This window comes from Polaromonas sp. P5_D5 (assembly GCF_054049435.1).
On sequence record NZ_JBFUMJ010000001.1, the window covers coordinates 730,906 to 747,008 of the forward strand.

A 16,103-nucleotide genomic window follows, 5' to 3' on the forward strand; every position below is an offset into this window, starting at 1 on the left:
GTTAAAAACTTTTCGTTGACTGAATCATGAAGGCCGAGTCGCCGCAGAACAATTACCCCGCAGGTAATGTCATCGACATTCCAGGTGTGAGGCTGCTACACGCCGATGAGTTCCTGCTGGTGCTGGACAAGCCTTCAGGACTGCTCTCAGTGCCGGGACGCGGCGAAGACAAGCAGGACTGCCTGAGCGCCCGCGTGCAGACCGCCTTTCCAGACGCCCTGATCGTGCACCGGCTGGACCAGGCCACCTCCGGCCTGATGCTGATGGCGCGCGGCGCGGCCATGCAGCGGGCGCTGAGCCGATCGTTTGAAACGCGTGAGGTTGGCAAGCGTTACGTGGCGGTGGTTAGCGGCCGCTTGCCCGCACCGAGTGAGCCGAATGCCCCAGACAGCTGGGGCCTGATCGACCTGCCCATCATCGTGGACTGGCCACGCCGGCCGCTGCGCATCATCGACGGTGAACGCGGCAAACCCAGCCAGACCCGCTGGCGCGTGCTGGCGCATGACACGGCGGCTAACACCACGCGCGTAGAACTCGAACCTGTCACCGGCCGGTCGCATCAATTGCGCGTGCATCTAAAAGCGCTGGGCCATCCGATTTTGGGCGACGCGCTGTACGCCTCTGAAACGGTACAGGCGGCCGCGCCCCGGCTGTTGCTGCACGCCGCAGCGCTGCAGTTCATGCACCCGGCCAGTGGGCAGGCGATGGCATTTGAAAGCAAGCCCGACTTTTAGACCGCGAGCAGTTCCATGGTACCGGCGCTACCATGCAGCCATGACACAAACCACTCACCTCACCCTCATCACAGGCGCCTCGCGCGGCATGGGCTTTTCCATGGCACGCCAGCTGCTCACCGCCGGCCACACGGTGCTTGGCATTTCGCGCACGGCGGTGCCCGAGCTGGAAGAACATGCGCAGCACGTCGGCGCTACGGTGCTGCAATGGACGCATGACCTGGCGGACAGCGGCTCACTGAATGAGAAGCTGGAAAGCTGGCTCAAGGATTCACATGCCAAGAAACCCTGGACCAGCGTCACGCTGATCAACAACGCGGGCGTGATCCCGCAGATCGGCTCGCTGGACCAGATTGGTGAAGCCGACCTGGCAAGGGCGCTGCGTGTGGGGCTGGAAGCGCCGATGCAAATCACCGCCGCGTTCCTGCGCGCCACCGACAGCTGGCAGGCGCCGCGCAAGGTGCTCAATATTTCGTCAGGCCTGGGGCGCCGCGCCATGGCTTCGCAAGCGGCCTACTGCGCCGCCAAAGCCGGCATGGACCATTTCACCCGCTGCCTGGCACTGGAAGAAGCCCTGAAGCCCCATGGCGCCAAAGTCTGCTCACTCGCGCCGGGCGTGATCGACACCGGCATGCAGGAGCAGCTGCGCACAGCCGACCCCAAGGCCTTTCCGGATCGTGAGTCGTTTGTGGGATTAAAAACGGGTGGTGTGTTGACATCACCCGAAGATGCGGCAGCGCGCATCCTGGCGTTTCTTGCCCGACCGGACTTCGGCGCCAATACAGTAGCTGACGTGAGGGACTAATTAACTAGGCCCCCACGGTCGCTCACTTCGTGTAGCTCCCTGCCCCCCGAGGGGGCCGCCCGCCTGCGGTCTGGCAAAGCCAGTCCCGCGGCTCATGCTGGGTTGAAGAGTTCCATGGGCGTAACCGTTGAGATACTTCATCAGTGGGTGCCGCGGAACCGGCTTCGCCGGGCCGCAGGCGCCGTCCCCTGCAAGGGGAAAAGGGCTACACGGAGTGAGCTCGATAGGGGTGTGCCAGTCTTTCGACTTCGCCGGCCCCAGGCGCCGCCCCTTGAGGGGGGACAGGCTACACGCAGTGAGCCTGGGCGGGGTGTTAGTAGATTTCCGGTACCACAATGTTTTGTGGGACCGGAGTACGCACATAGTCCTCATGGCGCACCCGTTCGGGCAGCACGATGGGCGGGTGCGGGGTTTCCTGGTAGGGCATCTGCTGCAGCAGGTGGTGGATGCAGTTCAGGCGGGCTTTTTTCTTGTCGTCCGCCTGCACCACCCACCATGGGGCCTCGGGGATGTGGGTGCGGTCCAGCATGATTTCCTTGGCCTTGGTGTACTCCTCCCAGCGGCGGCGTGACTCCAGGTCCATGGGGCTGAGCTTCCATTGCTTGAGCGGGTCGTGGATGCGACCGAGAAAACGCAGGTGCTGCTCTTCGTCGGAGATGGAGAACCAGTACTTGATGAGCTGTATGCCCGAACGCACCAGCATCTTTTCAAACTCCGGCACAGTACGGAAAAATTCCTCGTACTGGTCGTCAGTGCAAAAGCCCATGACGCGTTCCACGCCGGCGCGGTTGTACCAGCTGCGGTCAAACAGCACGATCTCTCCGGCTGCCGGCAAATGGGACACATAACGCTGGAAGTACCACTGCGTACGCTCGCGGTCGTTCGGGGCCGGCAATGCCGCCACACGGCAGACGCGCGGATTAAGCCGCTGGGTGATGCGTTTGATCACGCCGCCCTTGCCGGCGGCATCGCGTCCTTCAAACAAAATCACCACCTTGTGGCCGGTGCTGACCACCCAGTCCTGCAGCTTCACGAGTTCGGCCTGCAGGCGGAACAGCTCACGGAAGTACTGGCGGCGGTCTTCTTTTTCCTGTGCCGCGTCCCTGGGGCTGCGGGCAGGTTGCTCTTCCCCGATAAGCTCGGCCACGGTGCGGTCTTCAATCTCCATCTCCAGCTCTTCGTCGTAGCTGTCGATCAGGTCATTGCGGATCCGCCGCATCAATTCTTCGTCGCTTGAACTCAAGGTTCTCTCCTGCACAACCGGAAATCGGTCAACACCCCAGCGTACCCGCGGCACATGGCAGTTTGATGAAACAGCCTAAAAACGTTATCTAAATCACCGGACTTTCAAGCCGCCCTGCAGGGCAGGAACGATATCAACCCTGTCTTTGCTTCCCTTTTGATAGCTGCTTGCGCACGTCCCTATTGGGTTTCAAGGCAGTTTTCCTCAAAATCAGGAATTCCCATGACGTGATCAGCTTTTCTTGAGGATCTGGTAAATCTCGTCCTTGACCTTGAGCCGCCGCTTTTTCAGGTCTTCCAGCGCCTCGTCCGTGATGACACCCACGCCCTGCTCATACTTTGCAATCGCGTGGTTATCCTCGTCGTAGCGCGCAAAGAGCTCGGCAAAGTGTGGGTCAGACACCTTGAGGCTGCGCATCTTCTGCAGGTATTCCGGAAATTCATGTGCAATGTCGTGATTCAGAAGGTCCATAAAAACTCCTTTTGTGTAGCGTCACGCCGTCGGGAAACGAACAGCTGTTCAGTCGCGCACCACCAGCACAGGCAGGTGCGCGTGGGAAAGCACCTGGGCGGTGACACTGCCCAGCACCAGTTTTTCAAGCCCGCGGCGGCCGTGGGAACCCATGACGATCAGGTCGGCATCGACTGCTTCGGCGGTGTCGAGGATGCCGCGATAGATGGCATGGCCTTCCACCACCGAGCCGGTAGCGGTGATACCCGCCTCCTGGAAGGCCTGTTTGGCTGCAGTGATGGCCTCATTGGCTTCGGCCGTGGCAGCGCTCAGGTATTCGGCCTGCCCATAGGCAAAGTCGGCGCCCACCCCGGTAAAAGCATAAGGGTCTATGACGTAAACGACGGTCACCTCGCTCTTGAAAGCCTGGGCCACTGCCAGTGCATTGCCGATCGCCTTGCGCGCGGTGGAAGAGCCGTCTACAGGAACCAGAATGTGCTTGTACATGATGGAATCTCCTTGAGCCAGGAATGGATTCTGCGGCCGGCGCCCTTCGCGGGTCAATGCCGGCCAGCGCAGGGCCGCTACGGCCCGCCATGCATCAGTTATAGGGTATTGGGCGACAGGCCGCCGTCAGACAAGGCGCCGAAACCGCAGCACTGCGCTGCACGGACGTCACTGCCTCGCGGCATTCATTCAGGTTTGATATTGGCCGATTTGGCCAGTTGCGCATAACGCGCCAGGTCCACCTTGATCAGCCTGGCAAGCGCGGCGCCGTCGCCGCTCAGGGGCTCCACGCCTGCCCCTGAAAGGTTTTCCCTCACGGCAGCTTCAGCCAGCACCTTTTGAACGTCCGCATAAATTTTGGCAACCACCTCGGGCGGCATTTTGGCCGGGCCCATCAGCGCATACCAGATGGAAAAGTCCAGAGGCTTCAGGCCCTGCTCTTCAAAGGTCGGCACCTGGGGCATCAGGTCATAGCGCGTGGCGGTTGACACGCCAATGCCGTTGAGCTTGCCGGTCTTGATGTGCGGCGCAGCAAGGTTGGCGCTGAGGATGGCCAGTTGCACCTGCCCGCCCACCACGTCGGTCAGCGCAGGGGCACAGCCCTTGTAGCCAACATTGGTAGCACTGACACCAGACTTTTGCTTGACCAGTTCCATCACGAAATGCTGCGGTGTGCCGACGCCGCAAGAGCCGTAGCTCAGCGCCGCCGGATTGGCTTTGGAATAGGCGACCAGTTCCTGAATCGTCTTGATGTTGGTGCTCTGGTGCGACACCAGCGCGATCGGTGTGAGGCCCAGCAGCATGATGGGCGTCAGGTCCTTCTCGGGGTCGTAGTTGAGCTTGCCGTTCACGGCCGGGTTGACCACCATGGTGCTGTTTTGCAGCAGCAGCGTGTAGCCGTCTGCCGGCGCCTTGACCACGGCTTCCGTGCCGATATTGCCGGAGGCACCCGCACGGTTGTCTACCGCAATGCCCTGCCCCCACAGGGTCTGCAGGCGTGCGCCGATCTGGCGCGCCAGGATGTCGGAGCCGCCGCCGGTGCCATAAGGAACAATGATGCGCACGGGGCGTGATGGATAGGCTTGCGCCAGCGCCTGCGTTGCTGTCATGGAGGTCAGTGACATCAAGGTGACCAGGGCCAGGAGCTTTGGAAATTTCATGATTCGCCTCTTTCGTTTGTCCGGGCTGTTTATTCAATAGCGCCGATACGGCGGCTCCACAATTCCCACGGCCGCATGACTTGGCCCTCATTCGTCGCCATGGCCAGGTCCGCTTCTTCGGACGTCAGGAATTCGATCGGGCCCAGGGCCGATGCGGTTAGCTGCAGCTTGGCATTTTCTTCGGCATAGACCGCCCGGTAAACCGCGCGCTCCAGCGAAGGCGCCACTACGGTCGAACCGTGGCCACGCATCAGCACGCAGGTGTGCTGGCCCAGTGCCCTGGCGAGGTCTTTGCCCAGCCCCATGTCGCGGATCAGCAGGTCGGTGTTGCCGTTGGACTCGCGGATTTCATACAGCGACGAGCCGCTGCCCAAAAAACCGCTCATGTGGAATATGGGGCGCAGGCGCTGGCCGGTCACGCCGAAAGGAATCACGCTGGGGGAATGGCTGTGCACCACCGCCATCACGTCAGGCCGCGCGCGAAAGATTTCGCCGTGAATGAAACGTTCAAGGTAGGACCGCAGCGTGGACTCACCCACCAGGTCGCCATTGAGGTCGTAAGTCAGGATGTCAGCTTTTTTGACCAGCCCGGGCGCACGGTTGCAGGACAGCAGAAAATGTTCAGGTGACTTGTCGTGGCGCACGCTCACATGGCCAAAGCCATCTACCACCCCCTGGTCGTACAGGATGCGGTTGGCCATCACGAGTTTTTCGACCAGCGCTGGATCGGGCGCGGAAAGCGTCATGAAGTCTCCTTATTGGCAACGGCCCGGAAGGGTCATTTTTAATAAGCATGCATATTACATGGCAAATTTTCCAGGCAAACGCTGAAGATTCAGGGTAAACCCGCCCTCTTCGGGCATTCATCGGCCCCTCCGGCAGCCGCCACCTCAGGCTGGTGCGTCAGGGCTCGATCTTCACGCCTTTCCAGAACGCAATATGGCCCTTGATGTTGTCGGCTTCGGGCTTGGGATCGGGGTAATACCAGGCGGCATCGGTATTCATTTCACCGTTGACCAGCAACGAGTAGTAACTGGCCTGCCCTTTCCATGAGCACATGGTGTGGTGGTTGCTGAAGGTCACGTAGTCGCGGTTGAGCGCGCTTTCGGGGAAATAGTGGTTGCCTTCCACCACCACGGTGTCGTCGCTTTGCGCAATCACTGCGCCGTTCCAGATGGCTTTCATGGGTCTTTCTTTCTGCTCAAGCTGATGTTGAGGCGGGATGTGGAAATCGATCGATTGATCGGGAATTCGGAAGATGCAGGGCTCCATGCTAACCCTCCGCACAGGTCTTGGCCGACCCGGGGATTTATGAAGCCGCCCGACAAGAATGACGGCCAAAAAAAAGCGCCGGTGACAAACACCAGCGCTTTTTGTTGAGACCCCTTCTTAAGGCCAGCATGAGCCACAGGGCCGGCTTTGCCGGACTGCCAGCGGGCGGCCCCCTCGGGGGGCAGCGCATTAAACGAAGTGAAAAGCGTGGGGGCCCATCAAGCAAGCCGCAAATTCTTGCCTTCAACAATCACCTTCGAACCCACTGCCACGGCGCTGGAAAGCTCCATGTTGCGCACGGTGCCATCGTCCATGCGCACGCGCACTTCGTACACGGTGACCTTCTTCATGTTCTTTTCGATCTGGTTGCCGGCAAATGCGCCGCCTGCAACACCCAGCACGGTCATGGCGGTTTTGCCATTGCCGCCACCCATCTGGTTACCGACAAGGCCGCCGACAACGCCGCCGGCCACTGTGCCAAGTCCGATGGTGGTGTTGCCCACATCCACGCCATTCACCTTGCCCTGGCGTTGGACGGGGGTCACAGCTTCGACGGTGCCGCAGGTTGCGCAGACATTGGCGCGCGGCGAGGCTTGCGCGACCACGACCGGGCTGGTGTGCGGCTTGGCGGGCTGCGTGTGTTTGGACGTATCCGCCGCCAGCTTGGAAGTCTGCGCGGGTTCATTGACCGCGGCCGATCCACCCGGCTGCGCGTCGGACCGGTTGACGACCAGCGCGGCGGCCAGCGCCATCACGGTCACGCCGAGCACGGCAACGATGGCGACAAGCGCCTTGCTGTGCTGCAGGCGCTGCGAGAAGCCCGGCTGGTGGGCAGGCTGAGGTTGAACGGCGGGTTGGTTAACTTGGTTGTTGGTGTCCATGATGGAACTCCTGTGTGTGAGCCCCGGTTGTAACAACACCGACGGATACATCCTGTAGGACGAAGTGACATTCGTAAGGAAAGCTTTCCGCGTTCAGGTGAAAGTGTGCGCTTTTCCGCACTTCAGCACGCGTTCACACTGCCCTCATACAGCCTTCACCCAAGCTTTACACGTCTTTTTAGACGCCCCCATGGGGATGGGTCGGGTCCACCCACAGCACTGTGTCCGGCTTTTCCACCGGATCGATATCGAGGTTGATAGCAACCGCTTCGCCATCACTGCGGCACAGCACGCACTCCAGCACCTCGGTCGGGCTGGCGTTGATTTCCTGGTGCGGCACGTAAGGCGGCACATAGATGAAGTCGCCCGGACCGGCCTCGGCGGTGAACTCCAGGTGGTCGCCCCAGCGCATGCGGGCTCTACCCCGAATGACATAGATCACGCTCTCCAGGTGGCCGTGGTGATGCGCGCCGGTCTTGGCGTCAGCGTGGATGGTCACCGTGCCGGCCCACAGCTTTTGCGCCCCGACGCGGGCAAAGTTGATGGCGGCCCGCCTGTCCATGCCCGGTGTCTGTGCCGTGTTGCTGTCCAGCTGATTGCCGGCGATCACGCGCACGCCGTCGTGCTTCCACGGCGGGTCGGCTTCTCCGTGCGCATGGGGATGCTTGTGTCCGGGACCGTGGGAATGATCGTGGTCGTGAGGATGATGCGGAAGCGTGGGGTCATTGCTCATGCTGCCAGCGTACACCAGCGCCGTGCATTCAGTCCAGCACAACGGCCTCCCGCACTGCGCAGCGATGCCGCGTCCGCTGAGCAACCTTACTTGTAGCGTTCCCGCGCCAGCGCCGCACCTGCGCCCAGCGCCTGCAACTTCTTCAGCGCCACTTCGCGGTCCATGGGCGCCAGGCCGCAATTGGTGCAGGGAATCAATCGGTTCCTGGGCACATATTTGAGCGCCTGGCCGATGGTGTCGGCCACCTGCTCGGGCGTTTCAATCTCCTCGCTGGCCACATCGATCACGCCGACCATCACGTCCTTGCCCTCAAGCAGCGCCATCAGGTGCGGCGGCACGTGGGAGTGGTAGCACTCCAGGCTGACCTGGCGGATGGTACTTTTGGCCAGCGCCGGAAACACGGTTTCGTACTGCCGCCATTCCTCGCCCAGGGTTTCCTTCCAGTCGGTGTTGGCCTTGATGCCGTAGCCGTAGCAAATGTGCACGGCGGTCGTGCAGGTCAGGTCCTGCGCCGCGCGCTCCAGCGCCCTCACGCCCCAGTCGGCGGCTTCCTTCATGTAGACATTGAACGCGGGCTCATCGAACTGAATGATGTCGACACCGTCGGCCTGCAGCGCCAACGCTTCCTGGTTCAGCAGTTCGGCAAACGCCATCGCCATCTTGACCTTGTCGCCGTAGAACTGGTCGGCCACGGTGTCGACAATCGTCATCGGGCCCGGCAAGGTGAATTTGATTTTTTTGGTGGTGTGCGCGCGCAGCAGCCGTGCTTCAGCGGCATGCACCCGGCCCTTGAGTTTGAGCTGGGACACCACCTGCGGCACCATCGCGTCATAGCGGTTGTCGCGTATGCCCATCTTGACCTTGTGCTCGAAGTCGATGCCTTCAACCTGCTCCAGAAAACCGTGCACAAAGTGCTGGCGCGACTGCTCGCCGTCACCAATCACGTCCAGGCCCGCGTCTTCCTGCACCTTGATCCACAGCAGCGTGGCGTCGGCCTTGGCCTGCTTGAGTTCTTCGCCTTCACTTTTCCACTGAGGCCAGAGTTTTTGGGTTTCCGACAGCCAGCCGGGTTTGGGCAGGCTGCCGGCGATGGCGGCGCTAAAGAGCGGAGTGGCAGGAGGCGTTTGCATGGGGTGGTCCTTGTCTCAATATTTGTTCAATGCTTTTTTTTGGTGGCCGGTTTCAAACTCAGAAAAACTCCCGCGCCAGCAGTTCATAGGAGCGCCTGCGGGCGGCGGGGTCATGCGTCCAGGTGATCACGACCAGCTCGTCAACCCCCAGTGTATGGGCCAGCGCCCTTAATTTAGCGGCTACTTGCGGGCCGCTGCCGACCAGCGCATTGGCCCTGAGCCTGTCGGCCTCCATCTGCTCGACCGGCGTATATGGCCGCTGCGCCACCTCTTCGGGCGAGGGCAGAGCCGCCAGTGCACCTCGGTTACGGTCTATCTTCCAGCGCTCGCGGCCCGAGAAGTGGTGCCAGGCCTCGGCCTCGGTGTCAGCCGCCAGCGCCCACACGCAGAGCACCGCCTGCGGCGTGGGGTGGCGCGGACTGGGCCGGTAGGTCGAGCGGTAAATCTCCAGCGCCTGCTCCACACCCTGCCCGTCAGTGATGAAGTAAGCAAACGCATACGGCAAGCCGTAGTGTGCGGCCAGCTGCGCGCCGTAGTCGGAGCTGCCCAGCATCCACATCTCCGGCGTGGTCGGGCCCATGGGGTTGGCCGTCACACCACGGCCCGGGTGGCCTTCGGGCAGGTCAACGCCCGCCAGCCAGGCCTGCAGCTCGCGCACCTGAATGGGAAAGTTCTCGGCCGACTGGCGCGGGTCGCTGCTGAGCAGGCGCGCCGTGCGCATGTCCGAGCCCGGCGCGCGGCCCACGCCCAGGTCGATGCGGCCCGGTGCGATGGCTTCCAGCACCCGAAACTGCTCGGCCACCTTGAGTGCCGCATAGTGCGGCAGCATGACACCGGCACTGCCCACACGGATGCGGCTGGTGGTGGCCGCGATGGCCGCCATCAAGACTTCGGGGGCCGAGCCGACGATGCTGGGGTGACTGTGGTGTTCGCTGACCCAAAAGCGCTTGTAGCCCAGCGCTTCGCAATGGCGGGCCAGCTGCAGGGTTTCACGGATGGAGGCGTCTTCCGTACGGCCGGTGACGGCGACGGACTGGTCGAGAACGGAGAGGCTGGTGCGATGTTGCATGCTAGCTGGGACAAATAAAAACGATGGATTTTGGGTCAGGACAAGGCGCAAACCACAGCGATACGAAGGTATCGCGCGGATTTGCAACGCAGGCCTGGCGCAAAAGACGCGTTTTTATGTTCCAGATGGCATGCAACATCGCGCCCGGCATCGGCAAACTATAGCCAGACCCCTTAAATCCCGCTCGGGCGGGGTTACCCCGGGACGACTTTGTTCCCGCTCTGTTCCAATAGAGGGTTCGTTCCCGTCCAGACCCGAGATAAAGAAGTACACCTTATGGCACTGAAAGCCACCATTTACAAAGCCCAGTTAGCCCTGTCCGACATGGACCGCAGCATCTACGCCGACCACAGTGTGACCATTGCGCGCCACCCGTCGGAGGCCGACGAACGCATGATGATCCGCCTGCTGGCCTTCGCGCTCAACGTGCCGGCCGACGACAAAAAGGGCAACCTGGAATTTGCCAAGGACCTGTGGGACGTGGACGAAGCGGCGCTCTGGCACAAGGACTACACCGAGCAGATCCTGCACTGGATCGACGTAGGCCAGCCCGACGACAAACGCCTGATGAAGGCCGCAGGCCGGGCCGAACGCGTGAGTGTCTACAGCTTTGCCAGCAGCACACCGGTCTGGTGGAAGAACATTGAAACCAAGCTCACCCGCGCGGCCAACCTGGTGGTCTGGCAGATCGACGCGGCTGAAAGCCAGGCGCTGGCCAAGCTGGCCGAGCGCAGCATGCAGCTGCAGGTGACGGTGCAGGACGGCACGGTGTGGATGAGTACAGCGCTCGGGTCGGTAGAGATCACACCGCGCCGGTTGACGGCCGGCGAGTCTTAAACACCAGGACGCCGAGAGGACGCATCCTTCGCGTCCCTGGAATCCTGGTGCTGGCCTTGATGCTGATAAAGCGGCAACTTCGCACCGCAATGAAAGCAAAAGTCTGCCTCGGGCAAGTGGCCTTCGGTCAGGCATTCATGGCAGGTGCGCGTGGTTGGCAGGGCCAGATGCTGCAGGCGCCGCTCCGCCGCCATTTCGGCCGTGACAATGCCGGTGGGCACAGCCAGAATGCCCCAGCCCAGCAACATCATGAATGACGAGATCAGCCGGCCCAGGTCGGTCTTGGGCGTGATGTCGCCAAAGCCCACGGTGGTGACGGTGCTGATGGCCCAATACACAGAAGTCGGGATGCTGGTAAAGCCGTTGGAAGGCCCTTCGACCACGTACATCACGGTGCCCATCACCAGCACCATCATCACCACGGCCGACAGGAACACCAGAATTTTGCGGCCACTTGCTGCCAGCGCACGGCCCAGCGACTGGTATTCGGCCACATAGGCAGCCAGCTTGAAGATGCGGAACACACGCAGCAGCCGCAGCACGCGCACATCGATGAGCGCATGGAGTTCCGGAAAAAACAGCGCCAGGTAGGTTGGCAACACGGCGACCAGATCGATGATGCCGAAAAAGCTTGTCGCGTACTGCAACGGCTTGCGCACACACACCAGGCGCGCGATGTATTCGGCGGTGAACAGTAGCGTGAAAATCCATTCGATCATCGCGAACGCCCGGCCGTGCGAGGCATGGATCGCCTGCACGCTGTCGGCCATCACCACAGCGATGCTGACCAGGATAAGGGCGATCAGGGTCTTGTCAAAAAACCGTCCGGCACGGGTGTCAGCCTCAAAGATGATGGTGTACAGGCGTAGCCGCCAGCCATCGAGGGGCTTGTCATCCAGGTCGGAAGGAGGAAGAGGCGGAGCGGGTTTGGCCATGCAGGAAAGGTGCAGCAAGCGCCGCGTGTTCATTGGGTTGACAGAGCAGCACGATACCTGACCGGAAAAGCCTTCACGGCCGCGCAGGAATTTGCTACTATTTTTATAGCTGCTTGCGCCTGTCCATTATGGCTTTCAGCCACTTTTACTAAAAATCATCCGAACGACATCAGGATGCCGGCTGGCGGTATCTGGCCCAGGCTGCTTCCGTGGGCGTGGTGCTGGCGCCCGGCTGCTGCGGCAGGCTGAAGTGGCCGTCTACCACCTGCGCGGGCTCCAGGAAGCAGTCCTTGATCCAGGGAATGTATTCAAGCACTGTGCACGCCGGGTGCGCGTGGTTCAGGTGCACATGCACCTGGCTCATGTCGCCCGCGTGCGGCGCTACCGGCAACCGGAAGGAATGCGCCGTGTCGCACACCCGCAGCACTTCAGTGACGCCGCCCATGCGCGTCACATCAGGCTGCACCCAGTGAATGGCTTCCTGGTGGAAGAATTCGGCAAACGCATCGTGCGTGTAGAGCTGCTCGCCCAGCGCGACGGGAATGCTGGTGCTGCGCGCCAGTTGCGCATGGCCTTTCACGTCGTCGTACCAAAGCGGCTCTTCAATCCAGTACAAATCAAACGCCTCTGCCGCGCGGCAAAAGCGCTGGCAGGTGGGCAAGTCCCATTTGCCGTTGCCGTCGGTCGCCATCGTGATGGCGGGACCGATGGCGCGGCGTACCGCCTCCAACCGTTTCAGGTCACGGTCGACGCTGGAGCCAATCTTGACCTTGATGCCAGTGAAGCCTTCGTCGACTGCGCGCTTCGCCCCTGCCACCAGTTGTTCGTCGGGAATGCTGAGCCAGCCGATGTCGGTGTTGTAAGCGCGTACTTTCTCGCGCACCTGGCCGCCCAGCAGCTTCCACAGAGGTACACCTGCAGCCTTGGCCTTCAGGTCCCAGAGGGCGATGTCGATGGCCGCCTGCGACAGCGTGGTGATGCCGGCGCGCCCTACCCATTGCAGCGCGGGGTTTCGCGCCAGCTTGAGCCACAAGCGCTGGATGTCTGCCGCATCTTCACCGATCAGAAGCGGCGCATGGCAGGTCTCGATGCAGCGCGTGATCAGCTGGTCGCTCGGCAAATGGGCATGGGTGCCGGTGAAGCCGTACCCGGTGAGCCCGTTGTCTGTGTCTATCTGCACCCCGACCACGCCCCAGTGCGAAATGGTATGGGTGCTGTCGGCAATCTGCGAGCCCGTAACGGGCACATGCAGGATAAACGGCTTGACCGATGCGATTTTCAATTTTGTCTCCGGGTGGCACTCAGAAGGCTCAGAACCCTCATCGTGCCAGAGTCTTCACCGTGCGCCCTGCTCCGCTTCCTGCAACGCGCGCCACATCACTTTGCCCGAGCCGCTCTTGGGCAGTGCATCGACAAACTGCACCACGCGCGGATATTTGTACGCCGCCATGTTCTCCTTGCACCAGTTGATGATGTCGTCTTCCGTCGTCTGGCCTTTGGCCGCGGCGCGCAGCACCACCACCGCCTTGACGGTTTCGCCGCGATAGGCGTCTTTGGTACTGATGATGCAGGCCTCCTGGATGGCCGGGTGCTTGAACATCAGCGCCTCGACCTCGGCCGGCCACACCTTGAAGCCCGAGGCATTGATCATGCGCTTGAGCCGGTCGGTGATGAAGAAATATCCCTGCTCGTCCATGCGCCCCAGATCGCCCGAGCGAAAGAAACGTTTGCCGTCGAGCTCGATAAAAGCTTCGGCCGTCGCGTCCGGACGCTTCCAGTAGCCCTGGAATATCTGCGGCCCGCTCATGATGATTTCGCCCTGCTCGCCCTGTGGCACTTCCTTGAGCGTGACCGGATCGATGATGCGCGAGTCGCAGCTCACGAAGGGAACACCCAGGCATTGCTGTTTGGTGGCGTCATAGGGGTTGCTGTGCGAGGGCGCCGCGGTTTCCGTCAGGCCGTAGCCTTCGGCAAAGCGCAGGCCGTATTGTTCCCACAGGCGCTGGGCCACCGCCTGCGGCATGGCCGCCCCGCCGCCGCCGATGTAGACCAGGCTGCGAAGGTCGAAGCTGGCGAAGTTAGGGCTGCCCAGCAGGTCGATCACCATGGTGGGGATATTCGTCCAGTGCGTCACCCCCCATCGCGAGATCAGGCGCCCGGCCAGCTCGCGGTCCCATCGCGGCATGATAACCAGCGTCGCACTGCCGTAAATGGAAGCGTGCATGACCGACACCATGCCTGTGATGTGAAACATCGGCACCACAGACAGCGTGACGTTTTCAAACGTGCTGCCGCCCCACAAACAGCTGGCCACCGCGTTGTGCATGATGCTGGCGTGCGTGTGCATGCAACCCTTGGGCAGGCCGGTGGTGCCGCTGGTGTAGGGCAGCACGGCCAGGTCCTGCGGTGTGGCGGTGTGTGGGGGCAGCTCGGTGGTTTCTCCGGCCGTCATCGCATCAGCCCAGCTCATCACCGTGCCGCCATCCAGTGCGGGCAGCGAGTGGCGCGTGCCCAGCCAGTCGCGCCAGGCGTCGGGCATCGCTGCATCGTCGCCGCCGGATTGCTCCATGTCAAAAGCATCGCTGTAATGCGTGACCACCAGGTGCATGAGCCGGTCGGTGGGTGCCAACTGTGCATTGGCCCTGGCCAGCTCGGGCGCCAGGTCGGCTGTGGTGATGGCAATCCTGGCGTCGGGATCGATGATGTAGTGCTTGAGTTCTTCGGCCCGGTTCATCGGGTTGACCGGCACCACCACGGCGTTGGCCCGCAGGATCGCAAAGTGCGCGATCACCCACTGCGGGCAGTTCTGCATGTTGAGCACCACGCGGTCGCCCTTGCGCACGCCCATGCGGTAAAGCGTGGCTGCCAGGCGCTCCGCCTGACGCATCACTTCGGCATAACTAAGCGCGCGGTTGAAGAAAACCAGCGCGGGCTTGTCCGGAAAGCGCAGCGCGCTGACCGCCAGGTTGTGCCAGAGCGAAGTCGCCGGCGGCGTGATGCTGTGCGGCAGGCGCTTGGGCCAGACCTGGTGGTGCAGGTTGTGCGGAGTTGCTGCGGGGACGGCCTGGCCGGTGTTGGAATCAAGGGTCAAGAAAAAGGCTCCAGACAAGTACTGACTTGGGACCCAAGCCTACCCCGAGTCCACACTGCCCACATCCGGGAAGCTCCTGATAAAACACTGTCACTTGAGCGACCCGCGCTCACTATGATGGATTGCACCCCGTGCGAGAGCACATGCTTCCCCCTTTCACGAAGGAAGTCCTTCCGGCCTCACCGTTTACACGCGGAAATAAAAGCAGAAACATCCAGGAGACACCATGACCCGATTTCTCGCCCTTCGACGCAAAACCCTGATGTCGGCTTGCGCGCTGGCCTTCACAGCGCTGGCCTCTGGCGCAGCGTTCGCGGCTTTTCCCGAAAAGCCCATCCGCGTGGTGATCGGTTTTCCGGCCGGCGGGCCGCTGGACCAGCATGCGCGCCTCTTGACCGAGCGCCTGCAGGCCGTGCTGGGGCAACCCATCGTGATCGACTACAAATCCGGCGCCGGCGGCACCGTGGGCGCACAAGACGTCATGAAGGCCGCGCCCGACGGCTACACCCTGATGCTGGCCAACACCGGCGTGATGGTGATCAACCCCGCGCTCTATAGCAAGTTGCCCTACAACACGCTGAAAGACTTCACCCCGATCGCGCGCACCGCCATGCAACCGCTGGCGCTGCTGGTCAACCCCAAGCTGCCGGTCAACAACCTCAAGGAATTCATCGCCTACACCAAGGCCAGGCCCGGCCAGGTCAACTACGGATCGGCCGGCAACGGCGGCATCAGCCATCTGGTGCCCGAGATGTTCAAGAATGCCACCGGACTCTTCATGGTGCACATCCCCTACCGCGGCAGCGCCCCCGCTTTTACCGACCTGATGGCAGGCCAGGTGCAGTTCATGGGCGAATCGATTCCGCAGGCAGCCAACTATCACAAGCAGGGCAAGGTTCGTGCGCTGGCCGTGACCAGCAAGGAGCGCAACCCCGCCCTGCCCGACATCCCGACCGTCATTGAATCGGGCATCACGGGGTTTGAGGTGGTGGGCTTTTACGGCTTCCTCGCACCCGCCGGCCTGCCCAAGGACGTGACCGCCAAACTCAGCGATGCCTTCAGGCAAGTCATGGCCAGCCCGGACATCCGCAACCGCATGGTCACGCAAGGGGCCGACCCTGCCTTCATGGGCAGTGACGAATTCGCCCAGTTCCTGGCCACTGAAATGCCGCGCTGGGCCCAGGCGGTCAAGGCTTCCGGTGCAAAGCTGGACTAACCAGCTCCCCGCGCGGCAAACCGCGGGCATCTGCGCGGGC

17 protein-coding genes are annotated in these 16,103 nt (G+C 62.0%); 4 read left to right on the forward strand and 13 right to left on the reverse strand.

What is annotated here, in order from left to right:
- Nucleotides 1-26: 26 nt before the first annotated feature.
- Complete coding sequence (locus ACXJKE_RS03690) at nt 27-734, forward strand: pseudouridine synthase (protein WP_457279212.1); 708 nt, start codon at nt 27-29, stop codon at nt 732-734.
- A gap of 40 nt (nt 735-774) precedes the next feature.
- Nucleotides 775-1,539 (forward strand): SDR family NAD(P)-dependent oxidoreductase, encoded by a 765-nt coding sequence (locus ACXJKE_RS03695; RefSeq protein ID WP_457279213.1) that lies wholly within the window; start codon nt 775-777, stop codon nt 1,537-1,539.
- A 313-nt stretch (nt 1,540-1,852) separates the two neighbouring features.
- Here ACXJKE_RS03695 and ppk2 read toward each other — a convergent pair whose 3' ends face one another.
- From ppk2 to ACXJKE_RS03745, 10 genes are all read right to left on the reverse strand, one after another.
- A complete protein-coding gene (gene ppk2 / locus ACXJKE_RS03700) occupies nt 1,853-2,758 on the reverse strand; it encodes a polyphosphate kinase 2 (RefSeq protein WP_457279787.1) in 906 nt (301 codons plus the stop codon).
- Nucleotides 2,759-3,013: 255 nt separating this feature from the next.
- Nucleotides 3,014-3,253 carry a YdcH family protein gene (locus tag ACXJKE_RS03705; protein WP_457279214.1) on the reverse strand — a complete coding sequence of 80 codons (240 nt, stop codon included), beginning with the start codon at nt 3,251-3,253 and terminating at the stop codon, nt 3,014-3,016.
- 48 nt (nt 3,254-3,301) lie between these two features.
- On the reverse strand, nt 3,302-3,739 hold the full coding sequence (locus tag ACXJKE_RS03710) for a universal stress protein (RefSeq protein ID WP_457279215.1): 438 nt from the start codon (nt 3,737-3,739) through the stop codon (nt 3,302-3,304).
- A gap of 185 nt (nt 3,740-3,924) precedes the next feature.
- Nucleotides 3,925-4,899 (reverse strand): Bug family tripartite tricarboxylate transporter substrate binding protein, encoded by a 975-nt coding sequence (locus tag ACXJKE_RS03715; RefSeq protein WP_457279216.1) that lies wholly within the window; start codon nt 4,897-4,899, stop codon nt 3,925-3,927.
- Between the two features lie 29 nt (nt 4,900-4,928).
- Complete coding sequence (locus ACXJKE_RS03720; RefSeq protein WP_457279217.1) at nt 4,929-5,645, reverse strand: class II aldolase/adducin family protein; 717 nt, start codon at nt 5,643-5,645, stop codon at nt 4,929-4,931.
- 157 nt (nt 5,646-5,802) lie between these two features.
- Complete coding sequence (locus tag ACXJKE_RS03725; protein WP_348047097.1) at nt 5,803-6,084, reverse strand: DUF427 domain-containing protein; 282 nt, start codon at nt 6,082-6,084, stop codon at nt 5,803-5,805.
- 305 nt (nt 6,085-6,389) lie between these two features.
- Nucleotides 6,390-7,052 (reverse strand): glycine zipper 2TM domain-containing protein, encoded by a 663-nt coding sequence (locus tag ACXJKE_RS03730; RefSeq protein WP_457279218.1) that lies wholly within the window; start codon nt 7,050-7,052, stop codon nt 6,390-6,392.
- Between the two features lie 178 nt (nt 7,053-7,230).
- Nucleotides 7,231-7,785, reverse strand: coding sequence for a cupin domain-containing protein (locus tag ACXJKE_RS03735; RefSeq protein WP_457279219.1), 555 nt, complete (start codon nt 7,783-7,785; stop codon nt 7,231-7,233).
- Nucleotides 7,786-7,871: 86 nt separating this feature from the next.
- Complete coding sequence (locus tag ACXJKE_RS03740) at nt 7,872-8,915, reverse strand: methionine synthase (protein WP_457279220.1); 1,044 nt, start codon at nt 8,913-8,915, stop codon at nt 7,872-7,874.
- Nucleotides 8,916-8,973: 58 nt separating this feature from the next.
- Nucleotides 8,974-9,984: an LLM class flavin-dependent oxidoreductase gene (locus ACXJKE_RS03745; RefSeq protein ID WP_457279221.1), complete on the reverse strand. Its 1,011-nt coding sequence runs from the start codon at nt 9,982-9,984 to the stop codon at nt 8,974-8,976.
- 276 nt (nt 9,985-10,260) lie between these two features.
- Between ACXJKE_RS03745 and ACXJKE_RS03750 the strand changes: the two genes are divergently transcribed.
- Nucleotides 10,261-10,821, forward strand: coding sequence for a YaeQ family protein (locus ACXJKE_RS03750; protein ID WP_457279222.1), 561 nt, complete (start codon nt 10,261-10,263; stop codon nt 10,819-10,821).
- Here the strand turns inward: ACXJKE_RS03750 and ACXJKE_RS03755 are convergent.
- The 3 genes from ACXJKE_RS03755 to ACXJKE_RS03765 all read right to left on the reverse strand — a co-directional run bounded on the left by ACXJKE_RS03755 (nt 10,818) and on the right by ACXJKE_RS03765 (nt 14,847).
- Nucleotides 10,818-11,756 carry an ion transporter gene (locus tag ACXJKE_RS03755; RefSeq protein WP_457279223.1) on the reverse strand — a complete coding sequence of 313 codons (939 nt, stop codon included), beginning with the start codon at nt 11,754-11,756 and terminating at the stop codon, nt 10,818-10,820. The genes ACXJKE_RS03750 and ACXJKE_RS03755 overlap by 4 nt on opposite strands.
- Before the next feature lie 169 nt (nt 11,757-11,925).
- Complete coding sequence (locus ACXJKE_RS03760; RefSeq protein WP_457279224.1) at nt 11,926-13,038, reverse strand: mandelate racemase/muconate lactonizing enzyme family protein; 1,113 nt, start codon at nt 13,036-13,038, stop codon at nt 11,926-11,928.
- A 54-nt stretch (nt 13,039-13,092) separates the two neighbouring features.
- Nucleotides 13,093-14,847 carry a long-chain fatty acid--CoA ligase gene (locus tag ACXJKE_RS03765; protein WP_457279225.1) on the reverse strand — a complete coding sequence of 585 codons (1,755 nt, stop codon included), beginning with the start codon at nt 14,845-14,847 and terminating at the stop codon, nt 13,093-13,095.
- A 262-nt stretch (nt 14,848-15,109) separates the two neighbouring features.
- Between ACXJKE_RS03765 and ACXJKE_RS03770 the strand changes: the two genes are divergently transcribed.
- Nucleotides 15,110-16,063, forward strand: a complete 954-nt coding sequence (locus ACXJKE_RS03770) for a Bug family tripartite tricarboxylate transporter substrate binding protein (protein WP_457279788.1) — start codon at nt 15,110-15,112, stop codon at nt 16,061-16,063.
- The last annotated feature ends 40 nt before the right edge of the window (nt 16,064-16,103 follow it).

Bases quoted from the DNA above. Each gene is read 5' to 3' on its own strand.
- ACXJKE_RS03750 (WP_457279222.1), top strand. From the start codon at position 10,261: ATGGCACTGAAAGCCACCATTTACAAAGCCCAGTTAGCCCTGTCCGAC.
- ACXJKE_RS03735 (WP_457279219.1), bottom strand. From the start codon at position 7,785: ATGAGCAATGACCCCACGCTTCCGCATCATCCTCACGACCACGATCAT.
- ppk2 (WP_457279787.1), bottom strand. From the start codon at position 2,758: ATGCGGCGGATCCGCAATGACCTGATCGACAGCTACGACGAAGAGCTG.
- ACXJKE_RS03755 (WP_457279223.1), bottom strand. From the start codon at position 11,756: ATGGCCAAACCCGCTCCGCCTCTTCCTCCTTCCGACCTGGATGACAAG.
- ACXJKE_RS03730 (WP_457279218.1), bottom strand. From the start codon at position 7,052: ATGGACACCAACAACCAAGTTAACCAACCCGCCGTTCAACCTCAGCCT.
- ACXJKE_RS03745 (WP_457279221.1), bottom strand. From the start codon at position 9,984: ATGCAACATCGCACCAGCCTCTCCGTTCTCGACCAGTCCGTCGCCGTC.
- ACXJKE_RS03715 (WP_457279216.1), bottom strand. From the start codon at position 4,899: ATGAAATTTCCAAAGCTCCTGGCCCTGGTCACCTTGATGTCACTGACC.
- ACXJKE_RS03740 (WP_457279220.1), bottom strand. From the start codon at position 8,915: ATGCAAACGCCTCCTGCCACTCCGCTCTTTAGCGCCGCCATCGCCGGC.
- ACXJKE_RS03690 (WP_457279212.1), top strand. From the start codon at position 27: ATGAAGGCCGAGTCGCCGCAGAACAATTACCCCGCAGGTAATGTCATC.
- ACXJKE_RS03720 (WP_457279217.1), bottom strand. From the start codon at position 5,645: ATGACGCTTTCCGCGCCCGATCCAGCGCTGGTCGAAAAACTCGTGATG.
- ACXJKE_RS03710 (WP_457279215.1), bottom strand. From the start codon at position 3,739: ATGTACAAGCACATTCTGGTTCCTGTAGACGGCTCTTCCACCGCGCGC.
- ACXJKE_RS03770 (WP_457279788.1), top strand. From the start codon at position 15,110: ATGTCGGCTTGCGCGCTGGCCTTCACAGCGCTGGCCTCTGGCGCAGCG.
- ACXJKE_RS03705 (WP_457279214.1), bottom strand. From the start codon at position 3,253: ATGGACCTTCTGAATCACGACATTGCACATGAATTTCCGGAATACCTG.
- ACXJKE_RS03725 (WP_348047097.1), bottom strand. From the start codon at position 6,084: ATGAAAGCCATCTGGAACGGCGCAGTGATTGCGCAAAGCGACGACACC.
- ACXJKE_RS03695 (WP_457279213.1), top strand. From the start codon at position 775: ATGACACAAACCACTCACCTCACCCTCATCACAGGCGCCTCGCGCGGC.